The sequence below is a fragment of the Pseudomonas sp. KH_021 genome, assembly GCF_057838865.1.
The window spans coordinates 3,385,892-3,400,715 of the sequence record NZ_CM174477.1 but is presented as its reverse complement, the minus strand read 5'-3'; the positions used below and the strand labels follow the sequence as shown (position 1 = coordinate 3,400,715).

Sequence of the window (14,824 nt, the reverse complement as noted above, 5' to 3'; positions counted from 1 at the left end):
TTTCGAGAATCGTATGAACAGCGACGCCAACCTGCCTGAGATCAAGAAACGCCGAACCCGTATCGACCCACAGGCACGGCGCAAGGCCATTGTCGAAGCGACCATGCGCTGCATCACCCGTTTCGGCCACGCCGGCAGCACGATTGAGCGAATCTGTGCGGAGGCGGGCATCTCTGTTGGCTTGATCGGGCATCATTTTTCCGGCAAGGATGAATTGATGCTGTCGACCTACCAGGAACTGACTAACCAGCTACGTGAAGAAACGCGCAAATTCATCGAAGCCAAAGGCGGTTCAGCAGAGGACCGGATGCTGGCAATCATCCGCTCCTCCTTTCGCGGCAAGATCTTCAACGAGTTCATCCTCACGACCTGGCTCGGTTTCTGGGGCGCGGCGGTATCGTCCGATCAGCTGCGTGCGCTGAATAAAAAGCTCTACAGCGATTACCGCAAGGAACTGGAGTCGGTGTTCAAAGAAATCGCCGTCGAGCGTGATGCTGTGATCGATGCCAAGACCGCGGCACTGACCATCACCGCGTTGATCGACGGCTTTTGGCTGGAATGGGCGCTGGACCATAAGGCTTTCAGTGCCAAGAAGGCGGAGAAGTGCTGCGTGATGACAGCGCAGATGTTTTTGCAAACAGCCCTTTCGGCGAAGTAGGAGCGAGCCTTGCAGGCTGTGTGAAAACTCAAAATTTGGTTGATTTAGGGGGTACTTGACCCCCTCCCGACTAGTCGATCGTCGCGTGTACGCGATTACAGGAGGTCGTTTTTTGAGTGGGTCGACTTTTGTCGGAGTTTTCACACAGCCTGCTTGGCTGCGATGAATACCCCGCGGTGAATCAGGCAATCCGCGGTGCGATCATCGCGGCTAAAGCCTGCTCCTACACTCCGCTTTTCACTGCATTGATCAAGTCCTGGCTCAAGACTTGGGCGGGCGCTACCTGCACACTCTGGGTATAGAACGGCGGCAGGTTTTGGGCCAGCTGTGACAACGCCTGCGCCGTGGTACTGCCGGGCAACAGCACATATTGCAGATTGGACGGATAGCCTTGCGGTACCGGGCCTTCCATGGTCGAGCCGTAGGCACCGAAGGTCATCACTGCCTGCGGGGTGGAAGGGTCTGGTGCGTACAAAAACACAAAGGTGCCGTACTTGGGATGCGTCAGGTACTGCTCGGCCTCGGCCCGAACGGCCGGGTCGGGATCGTTCATCAGGGTCCAGCGCATCACCGCATAGTTGCGAGTGGTTTCCATGAACGCCGTGCGAATGGGCGACAGCTTCTCCATGCCGCCCAAGCACACCAACAGATTGCCGAACGGGTCGATCAAGGCCACCGAGTTGAACACGGCGCTCTGCTGTGCGGTCACCAGCAGCGGTTTAGCCAGCTCCGGGCCCGGGTCGCGCGGGTTGGCACTCTGCACCGTCAGGGCGAAGGGGCTGAGCTTGGTCAGTGCCTGGCGCACCGGGCTGTTGCCTGGCAACGTGGCCGGGTTCTGCAGTTTCGAAGGTTCAAGGCCACTGTTGTTGCTCGCATCGCGCACAGTGTTGACGCTGGCGGAGAAGATCGAGCTGGTGAGGTAATACGCTGCCGAATCAATGCTCTGGCCACCGAACACTGGGCTTTGGGAACCCTGATAAGGCCGGCCGACCGGATCCGAGACCGCATAATACGCCCAGCTGTTTTGCGCCTGCAGACGCACTGCTGGCGGCAACGTCGGGAACGTGAACGCACTGTTGTAGTTGATACCGGCGTAATCATCGATCGCACTGACAGCCACATTGAAACCTGCGGTCAGCAGCGAGCCTGCACACATGGCGCAAGGGTCCAGGGTGGTGACGACGGTCAACTGACTGGGCGGGGGTAGCTTCAGCGGCTCGGCATTATCGAAATACCAGTCCACCAACTGGCGCTCGCCATGGGCGGTCGGGTCGTGGGGGAGGAAGTAGGGCGTGCTGCTACCGGGAAATGGCATCAGCACATTGTTGTGCAAGGCCGCGATCACCTCGCCTGTAGCGTTATTGATAATGGCCCCGCCAACGGCAAAGGTCTGCTGAAGGGCGGCGAGAATGGCTTGGTTGGCAACGGTATCGACGGCTTCCTGTGCATTGTTCACTGTGGTCATGGTGTTCAAGCTCCCTGCTGTTGTGTGCGCCAGAGATTTCTGGCGCTTGCAACGATAGTTCAGGGATGGGTCTTTACAAGGTGGTTGGTCGGTGCGGAACTCCTCCAGCTGCGGTGTGTCAGGTATGACGCCTCGCGAGCAAGCTCGGCTCCTACCTCGGCCGGTGGAATACCGGTCGGTAGGAGCCCGGCTTGCCGGCGATGAAGCCACCGCGGTGTGTCAGGTATGACGCCTCGCGAGCAAGCTCGGCTCCTACCTCGGCCGGTGGAATACCGGTTGGTAGGAGCCCGGCTTGCCGGCGATGAAGCCGCCGCGGTGTGTCAGGTATGACGCCTCGCGAGCAAGCTCGGCTCCTACCTCGGCCGGTGGAATACCGGTCGGTAGGAGCCCGGCTTGCCGGCGATGAAGCCACCGCGGTGGGCCAGGTATGACGCCTCGCGAGCAAGCTTGGCTCCTACCTCGGCCGGTGGAATACCGGTCGGTAGGAGCCCGGCTTGCCGGCGATGAAGCCACCGCGGTGTGTCAGGTATGACGCCTCGCGAGCAAGCTCGGCTCCTACCTCGGCCGGTGGAATACCGGTCGGTAGGAGCACGGCTTGCCGGCGATGAAGCCACCGCGGTGTGTCAGGTATGACGCCTCGCGAGCAAGCTCGGCTCCTACCTCGGCCGGTGGAATACCGGTTGGTAGGAGCCCGGCTTGCCGGCGATGAAGCCGCCGCGGTGTGTCAGGTATGACGCCTCGCGAGCAAGCTCGGCTCCTACCTTGGCCGGTGGAATACCGGTCGGTAGGAGCCCGGCTTGCCGGCGATGAAGCCGCCGCGGTGTGTCAGGTATGACGCCTCGCGAGCAAGCTCGGCTCCTACCTCGGCCGGTGGAATACCGGTCGGTAGGAGCCCGGCTTGCCGGCGATGAAGCCGCCGCGGTGTGTCAGGTATGACGCCTCGCGAGCAAGCTCGGCTCCTACCTTGGCCGGTGGAATACCGGTCGGTAGGAGCCCGGCTTGCCGGCGATGAAGCCACCGCGGTGTGTCAGGTATGACGCCTCGCGAGCAAGCTCGGCTCCTACCTCGGCCGGTGGAATACCGTCCGGTAGGGGCACGGCTTGCCGGCGATGAAGCCACCGCGGTGTGTCAGGTATGACACCACGCTAAAAAACCGGCAACGGCTCTTCAATCCGCAACAATCGCCCCGCATTGGCCAACGCCAGCAATGTACTGAAGTTATGCAGCAGCGCTGCAAGCAACGCAGGTTGGGCAATACGGAGGGTCGTGTTCATGGTTTGAACCTTTCAATGACGGCCGATTGTGTAGGGGATTCAATCGATAAATAAAAGGCGCTGGAGTTAAAGCTTGTCGGGGCACCGAACAGGTGATGATGCTGTGCTTAGGGCTAGAGCTTCGCCTTGCTAAACATCCGAGGGTCATAAATGAAGTCGTAAACCTCAACCACTTTTATCCGGCTCACCGTCTGCGTGCACGAACGTTTCCAAGCAGTAGATCGCGGGTGTCAGGCCCAGATACAGAGCTGGAACGTCCTGGTCGTTCCAGCGTCCTCCCTCGATGGCAGCGCCCATTCCCGAAAGTTCGGTAGCTCGTTTGGCCTTTGCAATTCACCAAGCCATCATCAGGCAACACCGCCCCATTCCAGAGCTTGAAGCACAAGCCGAACCTGCTTGGCTCCTATCTCTGTTTCACAGAGCATAATGGGCGTGCTCCCGCCGAGGGCTTTATTCGTCCTCGACATCCAGCTTGCCGCTGACTCCCTGCTTTCGAAGACTTCTTCGGCCAAGTGACAGACAGCGGCAATCCGATCTAGACGTTCGGATGCGACCGAATCAAGGTTCTTCTTGAATTTGGCTCGCTTCACGTTTCATGCCCTACAGGCTGCATTGCACTCCAGGCGGCAAGATCCGCTGGTTCTGGCGCGTTTAAATCACATTGCGCAATCAGATCTGCCAGCCGGTAATGCGATTTGGCTATCGTCGGTTTGTGCGTCATTGCCTCGGCAGATACATCGAGCGACGGAGCATCTGCGCTATCCATACTCATTTGCTTGAGCACAGTGGCTGGCAAGTGAATCGCCTGATGTGCAAGGAGGCGTGGATCAAGGCGTCTTCGGCGGGGATGCCGTCGACGATGGCGAACAGCGGGCCGTGTGGAGCGTCGCAGGAGCCGAAGGGGGTTCTGCGGGTTTTGATGGAATCAAGGGGTGGATCGGGAATGCATTTAGTCACGTCGATTTGTCCTGATGAGGTTGCTCCCCGATCGTTTCCACATGATGGGGTGGCAACTGTGCGCAGGGTGGAAAACCGGGAACATCGACGCAAAAACCCGGCAGGACACTGAGGTCCTCCCACGCACAGTTGCCATAAAAGCGGGCAATCCGTTGTCTTGAGCGAAGATTGATCCGGGTTTCCACACCCGACCGCTGAACATTCAGCGGCCAAAGAAGACTAGGGATCGGGCTTCCCGGGGACAAGGTCATGGCTGGCGACAGGTTTCGTAGGATATTTCTTTTGCCTGATTGCTGGCGACAGCGTTTCAGAAGCAGCGAAACGGAATCCTGAGATGTTCGTGTAGGGCTATTCGCGAATCCCGCTATAGGCCGGCACTCTGCGATTGCTGAGTAAACCACTCCACCACCGCTTGCCGCGCCGGATGCCGGTCGCAGCTCGGTTGCAGCCACAAGGTATAGACACCGCCGGTGCTGAGTGGCGGGCCGAATGGGATGATCAAGTCGCCGCGCTGAATCAGTTCCTGGGCCAGTGTCAGGTCAGTCATGGCCACGCCCAGACCGCGCCGAGCAGCGTCGAGCGCCAGCTCGTCGAGGTTAAAAGTGATGTGTTTGACGTTTTTCCAAGGCTCTTTTCCCATGGCCTGTAGCCAGTGGGTCCATTCCAGGTGGCCTGTCGAGCCATGGATCAACGGGTAATGTTCCAGCGTCGAGAGCGAGGCGGGCGGTGCTTTGCCATCTACCGAGTCGCGTGCGCAGACAGGTATCAGCACTTCTTCGAAAAGTATGTAGTGGGCCTGATCGGTGGGTGCTTTGGGCAGGTAAAGGATGCAGGCGTCGCACTCACCCGAGGGGTCGACCTGCTCGGTGGCTACCGTTTCAATCGAAAGGCTCAGGCCGGGGTGGCGGGCGTAGAAGTCAGTCAGGCGAGGCAGCAGCCAGCGCACGGCCAACGACACATGAATCCGAATACGAAGCGGGCTGTCCCGAGGCGCCAGGCGCGTTTCGATGGCTTGAAGTTCGGCCATCAGGCGGCGCGCAGTGTCGAGAACGTCCAGGCCCTCGGCGGTTAACTTGACGCTTCGGCTGTTGCGCAGCACCAGGGCAACACCGTAGTGGCTTTCCAATTGCTGGATTTTGCGGCTGATCGCACTCTGGGTCAGGCACAGGTTCGCGGCCGCTTCGGTGAAATTGCCACAGTCGGCGACTTCAATCAGTGCTTGAAGGGCGTGCATCGAGGGCGGGCGGAATATTTTATCCATGCGTAAACCGAATGGTTGGATGCGTTAATAGCGTTGGATTGACGCCGGCATTGCTCATAAATTCTAGCCATGGCGGCCGACTTGAAGCATGTGAGCATGCTAATTGTTCATGGCGGCAGCGTCCAATGCTGGCTGAGGTGGCGAAATGACTGAGAACGTGTGTGGCTGGATCGCACAAGCTGGCGAGGCGCAGGCAGCGCCCAGCCTCAAAGGTGTACAACGGGCTGACTGGCTGATCATCGGCGGTGGATTTACCGGGCTGTCGGCGGCGCTGACACTGGCCGAACGGTTCCCGCAGGCAAAAATCGTGTTGGTCGACCGTCAACGTGCGGCGCAAGGCGCATCGGCGCGCAACTCGGGTTTTGTCGTTGCCCATGAAAAGCCCAGTGCTGAAGAAATGCTCGGCGAGCGCCAACATTCTTATTTTCGAGCGAGCACCGCGATCAGTTGCGCGGCCAACGAGGAAGTACGCCGCCGTATCAGCAGCCTGGGCATCGACTGCGACTGGCGTGATGACGGCTATTTTTTCGCCGTTCATGATCCGGCAAAAATGCAGCACGCTGAGCTGAGTGTGCAAACGCTTCAGGAAGTCGGCGCCGATGCCCGGTTTCTTCAAGGCAAGGACTTGGCGCAGTGCCTGGGCACCGACTTCTACCAGGCGGGCATCTGGTGCAAAGGTGGCAACGCCTTGCTGCAGCCGGCGAAGTACGCCAAGGGTTTGCGCGAGGCCTTGCCGGCTAACGTTCAAGTGTTCGAATACACGGATATCAACGCGCTGGAGCGCCTGGCCAATGGCAATCTTCGGGCGGTGTCCATGCAAGGCAGTGTTGAGTCGGGCAAGGTGCTGGTGTGTGTAGGGCCTTTTCTGCCGCGCGTGGGGCTGGGCAATCAGTCTGTGTTCCCGCTGGAGTTGAGCGCTTCCTTGAGCCGCCCTCTAACCGATGACGAATACAGCCAAATGGGCAGCCCAGTCCCTTGGGGGGTGCTGTCGACCCGGCCGGGCGGCGCGACGATGAGGCTGACCAATGATCGCCGATTGCTGATGCGCAATACCGTGGAATACCGCAACAAGGACCTGGACGGGGCGTCTTTGGGCGTGCGCCGGCAGACCCATTTGCGCGGCTTGCAACGGCGCTTCCCGTGGTTCACCGAGCAACATTTGCAGTTCACCTGGACCGGCCATTTGAGCGCCACCCGCTCAGGCGAACCGCGTTTTGCCCAGGTCGAACCCGGCATCTTTACGGTGGCCGGTTGCAATGGGTCGGGCGTTGCGCGGGGCACCTTGTGGGGGCGCTTGCTGGCCGAAATGGCCTGCGGTGATCAGTCGCCACTGTTGACTCAAGTACTGAGCCAGGCGCAGCCCGGTTGGATACCGCCCAAGCCGTTTTTCGATATCGGTGCATCGGTTCGGCTGTGCTATGAGGCCCGGCGTGCGAAAACCGAGTCTTGAGTGAGCCCACATTCCCTTTCTGCGTGCTGATAACGCCAATAAAAACGAGACCGCCATGATCACTTTCAAACAGCTTGCCATCACCCTGTGCGCCGCCACCAGTGGTGTTGCCGTTGCTATCTACGCCGCCACAAGCGGTGGCGAACCCGCCACTGACACGGTGCGTATCTCCAACTGGAGCAGCTACATCGCCAGCGACACCCTGAGCAACTTCACCCAACAGACGGGTATCCGCACGACCTATGACTTGATCGACAGCAACGAGATGCTGGAAGCCAAGCTGTTCACAGGCAGCAGCGGCTACGACGTGGTCAGCCCTTCCAACCACTTTCTGGGACAGTTGATCAAGGCCGGCGCCCTGCAGAAGCTGGACAAGAGCAAATTGCCCAACTGGAAAAACCTGGACCCGCAGATGATGAAAATGCTGGAGGTCAATGACCCTGGCAATGAGTACGGGTTTCCGTACATGTGAGTCACCGTGGGCATCGGCTACAACGTCGAGAAGATCAAGGCGATCTTTGGCAATACCGATGTCACCCAGAGCTGGAACCTGCTGTTCGACCCGAAGAACATGGAGAAGCTGCGCCAGTGCGGGGTTGCGTTTATCGACAACTCGACGCAGATGCTGCCCATCACGCTCAACTACCTGGGCTTGAAACACGACAGTGAAAGCCCGGATGACTACCGTCAGGCAGAAGCTGCGCTGCTGCGCGTCAAACCCTATATCCAGTACTTCCATCAATCCAAGTACGTCAGTGACCTGGCCAACGGCAATATCTGTGTGGCTATCGGTTTTAGCGGCGATATCGCCCAGGCGGCGACCACTGCCCATGAAGCGAAGAACGGCATCGAGATTGGCTATTCGATTCCCAAAGAGGGCACGACACTGGCCGTCGACATGGTCGTCATGCCCCGCAATGCGCCGAATCAGGACAACGGCTATGCCTACATGAACTACTTGCTGGAGCCTAAAGTGATAGCCGATATCAGCAATGCCATTCACTACCCCAATGGCAACAGTGCGGCGACGGTGTTTGTGAGCCCTGCCTTGCGCAACGACCCGACGATGTACCCGCCTGCCGAGGTCATGGGCACCTTGTTCCCGCTTAAGGCCTTGCAACCGAAGACCATGCGCCAGGCCACACGGTTGTGGACCAAGGTCACCAGCGGGCAATAATCCAATCGGGATTGACCTAATGCCGATCAGTTAAGCTTCAAAATAATGTGGGCTTTTGATTGATGTGGGAGCTGGCTTTGCCGGAGTGCCGGACCACAGCGAATGAAAACACCGCGGTTTTCCAGATATTGCGCGTTATCGTTTATTCGCTGGCAAAGCCAGCTCCCACAGAATCACTCAAGAATGAGATTTGCCCATAACCATAGAATCTCCCACATTGGTTGTGAGTATTAACTGACTGGCATTCAGGCAAGCCTGCTCCTCAAGCTTTGCTCTTTTTCTTCAAGCTCTTGAGCCGCTCATTGGCGCGTTGCACGGCGGTCATTTTCTCTGGCCGCTTCATGCGTTTCCATTTCTTGATCTCTTCTTTGCTGCGTCCGCAGCTCACGCACAAGTCGCCGCTGAGTTGGCACAGCGAAATGCAGGGATTTTCAATGTCCTTGGCCACGCATCAACCTCGGCCAGGGCGTTTGCGCGACAAACGCTGCGGCCAGTTGCCGGCATTGGCGCGAAGGCATTGTTCTTCGCTGTCAAAAAGCACATGCCCGGACACCGGGTCGAGCAGTACCTCAGACTCCATCAGGGCACGGGCGGTCAGTTCGATCATGCGCACGTTTTGCCCATTGCTGATGGCGACGTTTTTGTTGGCTTCGGTGTCAAACACCCAGACCACCACCAGGCTTGAGGGAAACTGCGCGTAATCGACCTCATGGGTCAGCCAGCAAAAGCCGATCAATTCTGCCTTCGCCGTTTCGCACGCTTCGGTCAGGGTCGCAACCAGGCGACGCTCCATGTGCGCCTGTTCGCGTTTGTTTAATGGCATGGGAAGTCCTTGAACGATGGAAGCGGCCAATGATACGCCTATCACGTAGAATCTCCCCGCCTGCCAACAAGAATCAGCTGAGTTCAAAATGCCGAAACTCCTACAACGCCCCCTCTGGCAGATTTACTTGCTGTTTCTGGCACCGATGGTGCTGTCCAATTTTCTGCAATCGCTGTCCGGCACCCTCAACGGTATTTATATCGGCCAACTGCTCGGTACCCAGGCGCTGGCCTCGGTGTCGGGCATGTTTCCGATCATGTTTTTCTTTGTTGCACTGGTCATTGGCCTGGGGGCGGGGGCGTCGGTATTGATCGGGCAGGCATGGGGGGCCAAGGAGCCTGCAACCGTCAAGGCGATTACCGGCGCTACGCTCACCCTGGGCGCCTTGATTGGTCTGTTCGCAGCGGTGCTTGGCAGCCTCTTTGCCCGACCGGCGCTGCAAGGGCTGGGGACGCCGCCGGACGTGCTCGATGACGCAGTGGCGTATGCCCAGATGATGATGCTGTTCATGCCGATCCTGCTGGTGTTCGTGCTGTTCACCCAGCTGTTGCGCGGGGTCAGCGATACGCTTTCGCCGCTGCTGGCGCTGATGGTCTCCACCGTGGTCGGCCTGTTGCTCACCCCGGCGCTGATCCAGGGCTGGTTGGGCTTGCCGCCGATGGGTATCCAAAGCGCGGCGGTGGCCGGGCTTGCCAGTAACGTGCTGGCCATGGCGTTCCTGGCGTTGCGCCTGCGCGGGCAGAACCACGTCATGGCACCGGATCGGTCACTGCTCAAGGCGATGCGACTGGATCGGCAGATTCTCGGCAAGGTCCTGCGCATCGGCCTGCCCACGGGGCTGCAGATGGTGGTGATCTCTCTGTCGGAGCTGGTGATTCTGGCACTGGTCAATGGTCACGGCTCGCAAGCGACGGCGGCTTACGGCGCGGTCACTCAGATCGTCAATTACGTGCAGTTTCCAGCCCTGTCGATTGCCATCACCGCGTCGATTCTCGGTGCCCAGGCCATTGGTGCCGGGCGTTCGGAGCGATTGGTGACGATCCTGCGCACGGGGCTTGTGATCAATATCGTGTTGACCGGCACCTTGGTGCTGCTCGGTTATCTGCTGTCGCACTGGCTGTTGGGGCTGTTTATCACCGACCCTGCGGCTCGGGCCCAGGCCGAGCATTTGTTGCACATCATGCTGTGGAGCATGTTGGTGTTTGGATTCCAGTCGATTATTGGCGGGATCATGCGCGCCACTGGCACGGTACTGGTGCCGGTCGGCATTTCGATTGTGTGCATTGTCGCGGTCGAACTGCCGGCGGCCTACCTGCTCAATGCCCATTTTGGGCTTGAAGGCGTGTGGATGGCATTCCCGGTGACCTACCTCGCGATGCTGGTGTTGCAGAGCACTTATTACTGGAGCGTGTGGCGGCACAGGCCAATCGAGCGGTTGGTCTGAAGCCATCAATGGCTTGGGCGGTCGATTTTCCAACGCTGCCTGAGCTGTTGCAGCCGGCCCTCGCGGCCCATCTGATGCAATGCCTGTTGCCAACGCTTGATCAGCAAGGGATCGGTGTTGGGTGAAAAAGCGATATAGCCGCTTTGAGTCAACAGCGTCATTTGATAGTGCAGCTCGCCAGGGTTGAAGCCAGCTGCTTCAGCCCACTGGTTGGCGCTGGAAGTGTCGGCTACCACCAGCAACGTCCGTCCCAGCCGCAGTAGATGCATCATTTGTTCGGGGCTATCGACACCGTAGAGGTTTCCCCAGCCCTGATCCTGCAGATATTGGTAGGCCCACCATTTGCGCGGCAACACGATCATCTCGGCGGCCTTGGCATCTTGCAGGGTGTGCAGGGAAGGGGCGGGGCCGACACCGGAATACAACGCGGTTTCAATGTCCATCAGTGGGCCGACCCACTGGTACTGCGACTCGCGCTCGGGGGTGCGCAAGATGGTGAACACCGCCGTGTCGGGCTCTATGCTGGCGTCGCGCAATGCCCTGCGCAGTGGCAGTTGTTCCAGATGCGCCGTATCGCCCGTGCGTTCGGCCAGCTCGCGTACCACATCCACGCCAAAGCCGACCATTTCCTCGCCTTGCATGAAGTGCAGCGGCGGGTGGTGGTCGCTGAGCATGTGCAGGTCTGCCGCCTTGGCTGCCAGCGAACAGGCAGCCAGCAGGCAGACGGCGAGCAGCTTCATGGCGCATTCCTGACATTAGGAAGCACAGCTTAGTACGCCTTCATAATCGATGCACAGCCAATTGCCATCACTGCTGTTCAGGTGGTCTTGTTATCACGTCGGTCGCTTATCCAGCTGTGTAGTTCAACACCGAAGGCCGGAGGTGCCTTGCGCCCTACACGGCGGGCCAGGTCCAGAATAGTCTGCTGCGCCAAGGCCTCTTCCATACGTTTTTGCGCGGTCATCATGGTGGCGTGGATCGCACAGATCCCATCCATTGCCCAATCCGGTGGGGAGCCTTCAAACAGTGCGCAGCGGCTGCGGATTTCGCGGCAATCGAAGATCGACTTGCGCCCGTCGATTGCCGTGACGATATCCAACACGGTGATTTCATCCGATGGCCGTGCCAGCTTGAAGCCCCCGCGCACGCCTTCGGTCGCCGCCACCAGCTTGGCCTTCGCCAATTTGGTGAAGACTTTTGCCAAGTATTCCTGCGGCACGCCTTGTAGCTCGGCCAGATCACGCACACTGGCCTCGCGGCTTTCGCCCAGGTCATCGACCAGAAAGAGTAGGCAGTGAATGCCGTACTCAACCCCTGCGCTATAAAGAGACATTTATAACTCCGACTTACCAAGTCGCATAAGGCTACCGATTTCAACCGGTTCATTCAAGGTTTGTGGTCGGCGGTATCTGAGCGTACAGACCGTTCGTCGCCATTAAAGAGCTATTTAAAGCTCGATTTTCATTGTTTTAGAGCACTTTTCCGGTTTTTCCCCAGGCTCCACGGACACGCTGGTCGGGTAGAGGCTTGCGAGATTTAACTACGATCAATATAGTCGTAGTTATTGGCGCTGATCTCCAGGCCTCATTGGCAGGGACAGTGGCCCGGATTGATTCCACTCAGGCATTTGACATCCATCACGGAGCTAATAAATGAAACAGCAGATTCTGATTATCGGTGCGGGGTTCGGTGGTTTGTGGAGCGCGCTCAGTGCAGTGCGCCTGGCAGATATCCATGACCGCAGCGATCTTGAGGTGACCGTATTGGCGCCGATCGCTGAACTGCGTGTTCGCCCGCGCTTCTACGAGCCGGCGGCCCATCTGATGGAAGCACCTCTGGGCGAGTTATTCGAGGCGGTTGGGGTGACGTTCGTCAAAGGCTCTGCACACCGTATTGATGTTGAAGGCCAGCGAGTCGGATACACCGATGCACAGGGTATCGAGGGCACACTGGCTTATGACCGCTTGGTGCTGGCAACGGGCAGTAAGGTCTGGCGGCCGAATTTGCCAGGTGTGGCCCAATTCGCTTTCGATGTGGACCAGATCGAAGAAGCCGCACGTCTGGAGCAACACCTCCACACGCTGGCCGATCAACCGGAGTCGGCGGCCCGTAACACTGTCGTGGTGTGCGGAGGGGGCTTTACCGGTATTGAAACCGCGACGGAAATGCCAGCGCGCTTGCGCGCTATGTTCGGCGCACACGCCAAGGTCGATGTCATTATTGTTGACCGGGGAGCGCAGGTCGGCGCGGCGCTGGGTGACAACATTCGCCCGGTGATCGAGCAGGCCACTGCCGAGTTGGGTGTGCAATGGCGAGTCAATGCCTCGGTGGTGTCGGTCGATGCCGATGGCGTCACCCTGTCGGATGGACAGCGCATCGACGCCAGGACCGTGATCTGGACCGTGGGCGTACGTGCCAGTTCGTTGACCGAACAGGTTCCGGCCGAGCGCGACCGTTTTGGTCGCTTGCATGTGGATCGCAACTTGAAAGTGATTGGCCAGGACGCGATCTATGCCACCGGCGATGTGGCGTACGCCGCGACCGACGATGAGGGCAACTTTGCGTTGATGACCTGCCAGCACGCGATTTCGCTGGGGCGCTCTGCAGGCAACAATGTGGCTGCTGACCTTCTGGGGATCAAGCCGATTCCCTACAGCCAGATCAAATATGTCACCTGCCTGGACTTGGGCGCCTGGGGTGCGGTCTATACCGAGGGCTGGGATCGTCAGGTGAAATTCGTCAAAGACCAAGGCAAGCAGATCAAGACCCAGATCAATACGGTATGGATCTACCCGCCGGCAGCGAATCGCACGGCAGCGCTAGCGGCTGCGGACCCGCTGATCCCGATTGTGGCGTAAACAGCGCGCAGTGGCCCGAGGCCGAAAGCATCGCGGCGGTTTATTCGCGGCGGTTTATTCAAAGTGCCGTGGTGCTGCTTTGGCAGTTACCTGGGCCTGGGCATCAATCACATTGTCCTGCGTGGCCTGTGCTGGCGGGGGTGTTTCGTCATCGGTGTTCATGCTTTTGCGAAAGCCCTTGATCGACTCACCCACATCGGCACCGATGTTTTTCAAGCGCTTGGTGCCGAACAGGACGATTGCGATCGCCAGAATGATTGCCAGTTGCCAGATACTGATTCCACCTAAGCCCATTTGCCTTATTTCCCTATTGGTCGTGTGCCTGCCCAAGTTGCGCTTCACGCGGCAACTCATTGAATTTGCGGGTCTTATGCTGACCGCAATACATGACCACGGGATGACATTTTGATGTCCTGCAGGTTGTTTGCCACCGTTTTGAAACATCCATCGCGTTGACTGTGGCCACCCTCAATGGAATACGGGACGCATGGGCAAATTCAGGCAACAAGGTGTGGCACTGCTGATGGTGCTGGTAGTACTGGCCCTGTTGGCGGGTGGCCTTACCTGGGTCGTCGAACAGGGGCGCCAGCAATTGGAGGCCACTCGACTGTTCAAGCAGCGGGTACAGGCCCGGGCTATCGAAAGCGCGGCCCTGGCGTTTGTCGAACAGGCGCTGCGCAGCCGTGAATGGCGCCTCAATCCGTTGTTCTGGCAGGCGTTGCGCGGGGCCGAGTTGCCTTATGGATTTGAGGGCGGCACAGCCCGCCTACGTATTCGCGACCTGCACGGGTGTTTCAACGTCAACGCCTTGATTGGCGCCGACCACGAACGTGCCCTGCGCCAACTCCAGTACCTGTTGGGGGGCGATATGGCGGCCGAACAATTGGCCCAGCGCCTGGCCGACTGGCTGGACCGGGACAACGACACACGCCTGATGGGCGCAGAGAGCAATCAATACCTGCGCCTGTTGCCACCGCGCCTTGCCGCCAACCAAATGATGAGCGACATCAGTGAAATCAATCTGCTGATGCCGGCCGACCCCGGTCGCCAACTTCGTTTCCCGCAACTCTGTGCATTGCCGGAAACCGCGTCCTGGCGCCTTAACGCCAATACAGTGCGCATGGACATGCTGCCGTTGCTGGAGGCGATGTACGAAGGAGAGGTGTCGCGTTCGCTGTTGACCCGCTTGATCAGTGCCCGGCCTGAGGCTGGGTATCGCACCCCGGACGATCTGCGCAAGGCGTTGGGTGCCTTGGATGATGCGCTGTTCAATCGGATCACCGAAGGCTTGCTGCTCAACAGCGGCCACTTTCTAGTGGTGTTGGAAATCGACCTGGACGGGCGTGTGCTACGCAGTCAGCATCAGGTGCAAGCCAGGGGGGTAGTGGATTGGCACAGCGTGGTGCCGGTCCAGCAGGTCATGTTCAGAAGCCGTGAGCCGATGGTGTTTTAACCCC

General features: G+C 58.9%; 15 protein-coding genes and 3 pseudogenes. 6 read left to right on the top strand and 12 right to left on the bottom strand.

Features of this window, described 5'->3' with window-relative positions; all coding sequences use genetic code 11:
* Nucleotides 1-13: 13 nt before the first annotated feature.
* Complete coding sequence (betI, locus tag AC3IX4_RS15725; protein WP_489256366.1) at nucleotides 14-658, top strand: transcriptional regulator BetI; 645 nt, start codon at nucleotides 14-16, stop codon at nucleotides 656-658.
* Nucleotides 659-881: 223 nt separating this feature from the next.
* On the opposite strand, the gene AC3IX4_RS15720 is transcribed toward betI, so the two are convergent.
* From AC3IX4_RS15720 to AC3IX4_RS15690, 7 genes and pseudogenes are all read right to left on the bottom strand, one after another.
* Entirely contained in the window at nucleotides 882-2,123 is a 1,242-nt protein-coding gene (locus AC3IX4_RS15720; protein WP_489256365.1) for a cytidine/deoxycytidylate deaminase family protein, read from the bottom strand.
* A gap of 1,145 nt (nucleotides 2,124-3,268) precedes the next feature.
* Nucleotides 3,269-3,376 (bottom strand): annotated as a pseudogene (locus AC3IX4_RS15715) (hypothetical protein); the annotation flags it as partial.
* Nucleotides 3,377-3,562: 186 nt separating this feature from the next.
* Nucleotides 3,563-3,730 (bottom strand): RES family NAD+ phosphorylase, encoded by a 168-nt coding sequence (locus AC3IX4_RS15710; protein ID WP_489261296.1) that lies wholly within the window; start codon nucleotides 3,728-3,730, stop codon nucleotides 3,563-3,565.
* A 14-nt stretch (nucleotides 3,731-3,744) separates the two neighbouring features.
* A pseudogene (locus AC3IX4_RS15705) lies at nucleotides 3,745-3,966 on the bottom strand (antitoxin Xre/MbcA/ParS toxin-binding domain-containing protein); the annotation flags it as partial.
* 17 nt (nucleotides 3,967-3,983) lie between these two features.
* Complete coding sequence (locus AC3IX4_RS15700) at nucleotides 3,984-4,169, bottom strand: AbrB/MazE/SpoVT family DNA-binding domain-containing protein (protein ID WP_489256364.1); 186 nt, start codon at nucleotides 4,167-4,169, stop codon at nucleotides 3,984-3,986.
* Nucleotides 4,166-4,354 carry a hypothetical protein gene (locus AC3IX4_RS15695; RefSeq protein WP_489256363.1) on the bottom strand — a complete coding sequence of 63 codons (189 nt, stop codon included), beginning with the start codon at nucleotides 4,352-4,354 and terminating at the stop codon, nucleotides 4,166-4,168. Before AC3IX4_RS15695 ends, AC3IX4_RS15700 begins: the two co-directional genes overlap by 4 nt.
* Before the next feature lie 364 nt (nucleotides 4,355-4,718).
* Complete coding sequence (locus tag AC3IX4_RS15690; RefSeq protein ID WP_489256362.1) at nucleotides 4,719-5,615, bottom strand: LysR substrate-binding domain-containing protein; 897 nt, start codon at nucleotides 5,613-5,615, stop codon at nucleotides 4,719-4,721.
* A gap of 145 nt (nucleotides 5,616-5,760) precedes the next feature.
* Between AC3IX4_RS15690 and AC3IX4_RS15685 the strand changes: the two genes are divergently transcribed.
* Both AC3IX4_RS15685 and AC3IX4_RS15680 read left to right on the top strand, forming a co-directional pair.
* Entirely contained in the window at nucleotides 5,761-7,065 is a 1,305-nt protein-coding gene (locus AC3IX4_RS15685; RefSeq protein WP_489256361.1) for an NAD(P)/FAD-dependent oxidoreductase, read from the top strand.
* Between the two features lie 55 nt (nucleotides 7,066-7,120).
* Nucleotides 7,121-8,242, top strand: a pseudogene (locus tag AC3IX4_RS15680) (polyamine ABC transporter substrate-binding protein).
* A 262-nt stretch (nucleotides 8,243-8,504) separates the two neighbouring features.
* Here the strand turns inward: AC3IX4_RS15680 and AC3IX4_RS15675 are convergent.
* Nucleotides 8,505-8,690 carry a DUF1289 domain-containing protein gene (locus AC3IX4_RS15675; RefSeq protein WP_489256360.1) on the bottom strand — a complete coding sequence of 62 codons (186 nt, stop codon included), beginning with the start codon at nucleotides 8,688-8,690 and terminating at the stop codon, nucleotides 8,505-8,507.
* A 3-nt stretch (nucleotides 8,691-8,693) separates the two neighbouring features.
* Nucleotides 8,694-9,065, bottom strand: coding sequence for a hypothetical protein (locus AC3IX4_RS15670; protein WP_489256359.1), 372 nt, complete (start codon nucleotides 9,063-9,065; stop codon nucleotides 8,694-8,696).
* 88 nt (nucleotides 9,066-9,153) lie between these two features.
* Between AC3IX4_RS15670 and AC3IX4_RS15665 the strand changes: the two genes are divergently transcribed.
* Complete coding sequence (locus tag AC3IX4_RS15665) at nucleotides 9,154-10,509, top strand: MATE family efflux transporter (protein WP_489256358.1); 1,356 nt, start codon at nucleotides 9,154-9,156, stop codon at nucleotides 10,507-10,509.
* Nucleotides 10,510-10,514: 5 nt separating this feature from the next.
* On the opposite strand, the gene AC3IX4_RS15660 is transcribed toward AC3IX4_RS15665, so the two are convergent.
* Together AC3IX4_RS15660 and AC3IX4_RS15655 are read right to left on the bottom strand one after the other, a co-directional pair.
* Entirely contained in the window at nucleotides 10,515-11,249 is a 735-nt protein-coding gene (locus tag AC3IX4_RS15660) for a substrate-binding periplasmic protein (RefSeq protein WP_489256357.1), read from the bottom strand.
* Between the two features lie 77 nt (nucleotides 11,250-11,326).
* On the bottom strand, nucleotides 11,327-11,842 hold the full coding sequence (locus AC3IX4_RS15655) for an RrF2 family transcriptional regulator (protein ID WP_489256356.1): 516 nt from the start codon (nucleotides 11,840-11,842) through the stop codon (nucleotides 11,327-11,329).
* 319 nt (nucleotides 11,843-12,161) lie between these two features.
* Between AC3IX4_RS15655 and AC3IX4_RS15650 the strand changes: the two genes are divergently transcribed.
* On the top strand, nucleotides 12,162-13,367 hold the full coding sequence (locus AC3IX4_RS15650) for an NAD(P)/FAD-dependent oxidoreductase (RefSeq protein ID WP_489256355.1): 1,206 nt from the start codon (nucleotides 12,162-12,164) through the stop codon (nucleotides 13,365-13,367).
* A gap of 54 nt (nucleotides 13,368-13,421) precedes the next feature.
* Here AC3IX4_RS15650 and tatA read toward each other — a convergent pair whose 3' ends face one another.
* Nucleotides 13,422-13,661 (bottom strand): twin-arginine translocase TatA/TatE family subunit, encoded by a 240-nt coding sequence (tatA, locus tag AC3IX4_RS15645; RefSeq protein WP_489256354.1) that lies wholly within the window; start codon nucleotides 13,659-13,661, stop codon nucleotides 13,422-13,424.
* Between the two features lie 193 nt (nucleotides 13,662-13,854).
* Between tatA and gspK the strand changes: the two genes are divergently transcribed.
* On the top strand, nucleotides 13,855-14,820 hold the full coding sequence (gene gspK / locus AC3IX4_RS15640) for a type II secretion system minor pseudopilin GspK (protein WP_489256353.1): 966 nt from the start codon (nucleotides 13,855-13,857) through the stop codon (nucleotides 14,818-14,820).
* The last annotated feature ends 4 nt before the right edge of the window (nucleotides 14,821-14,824 follow it).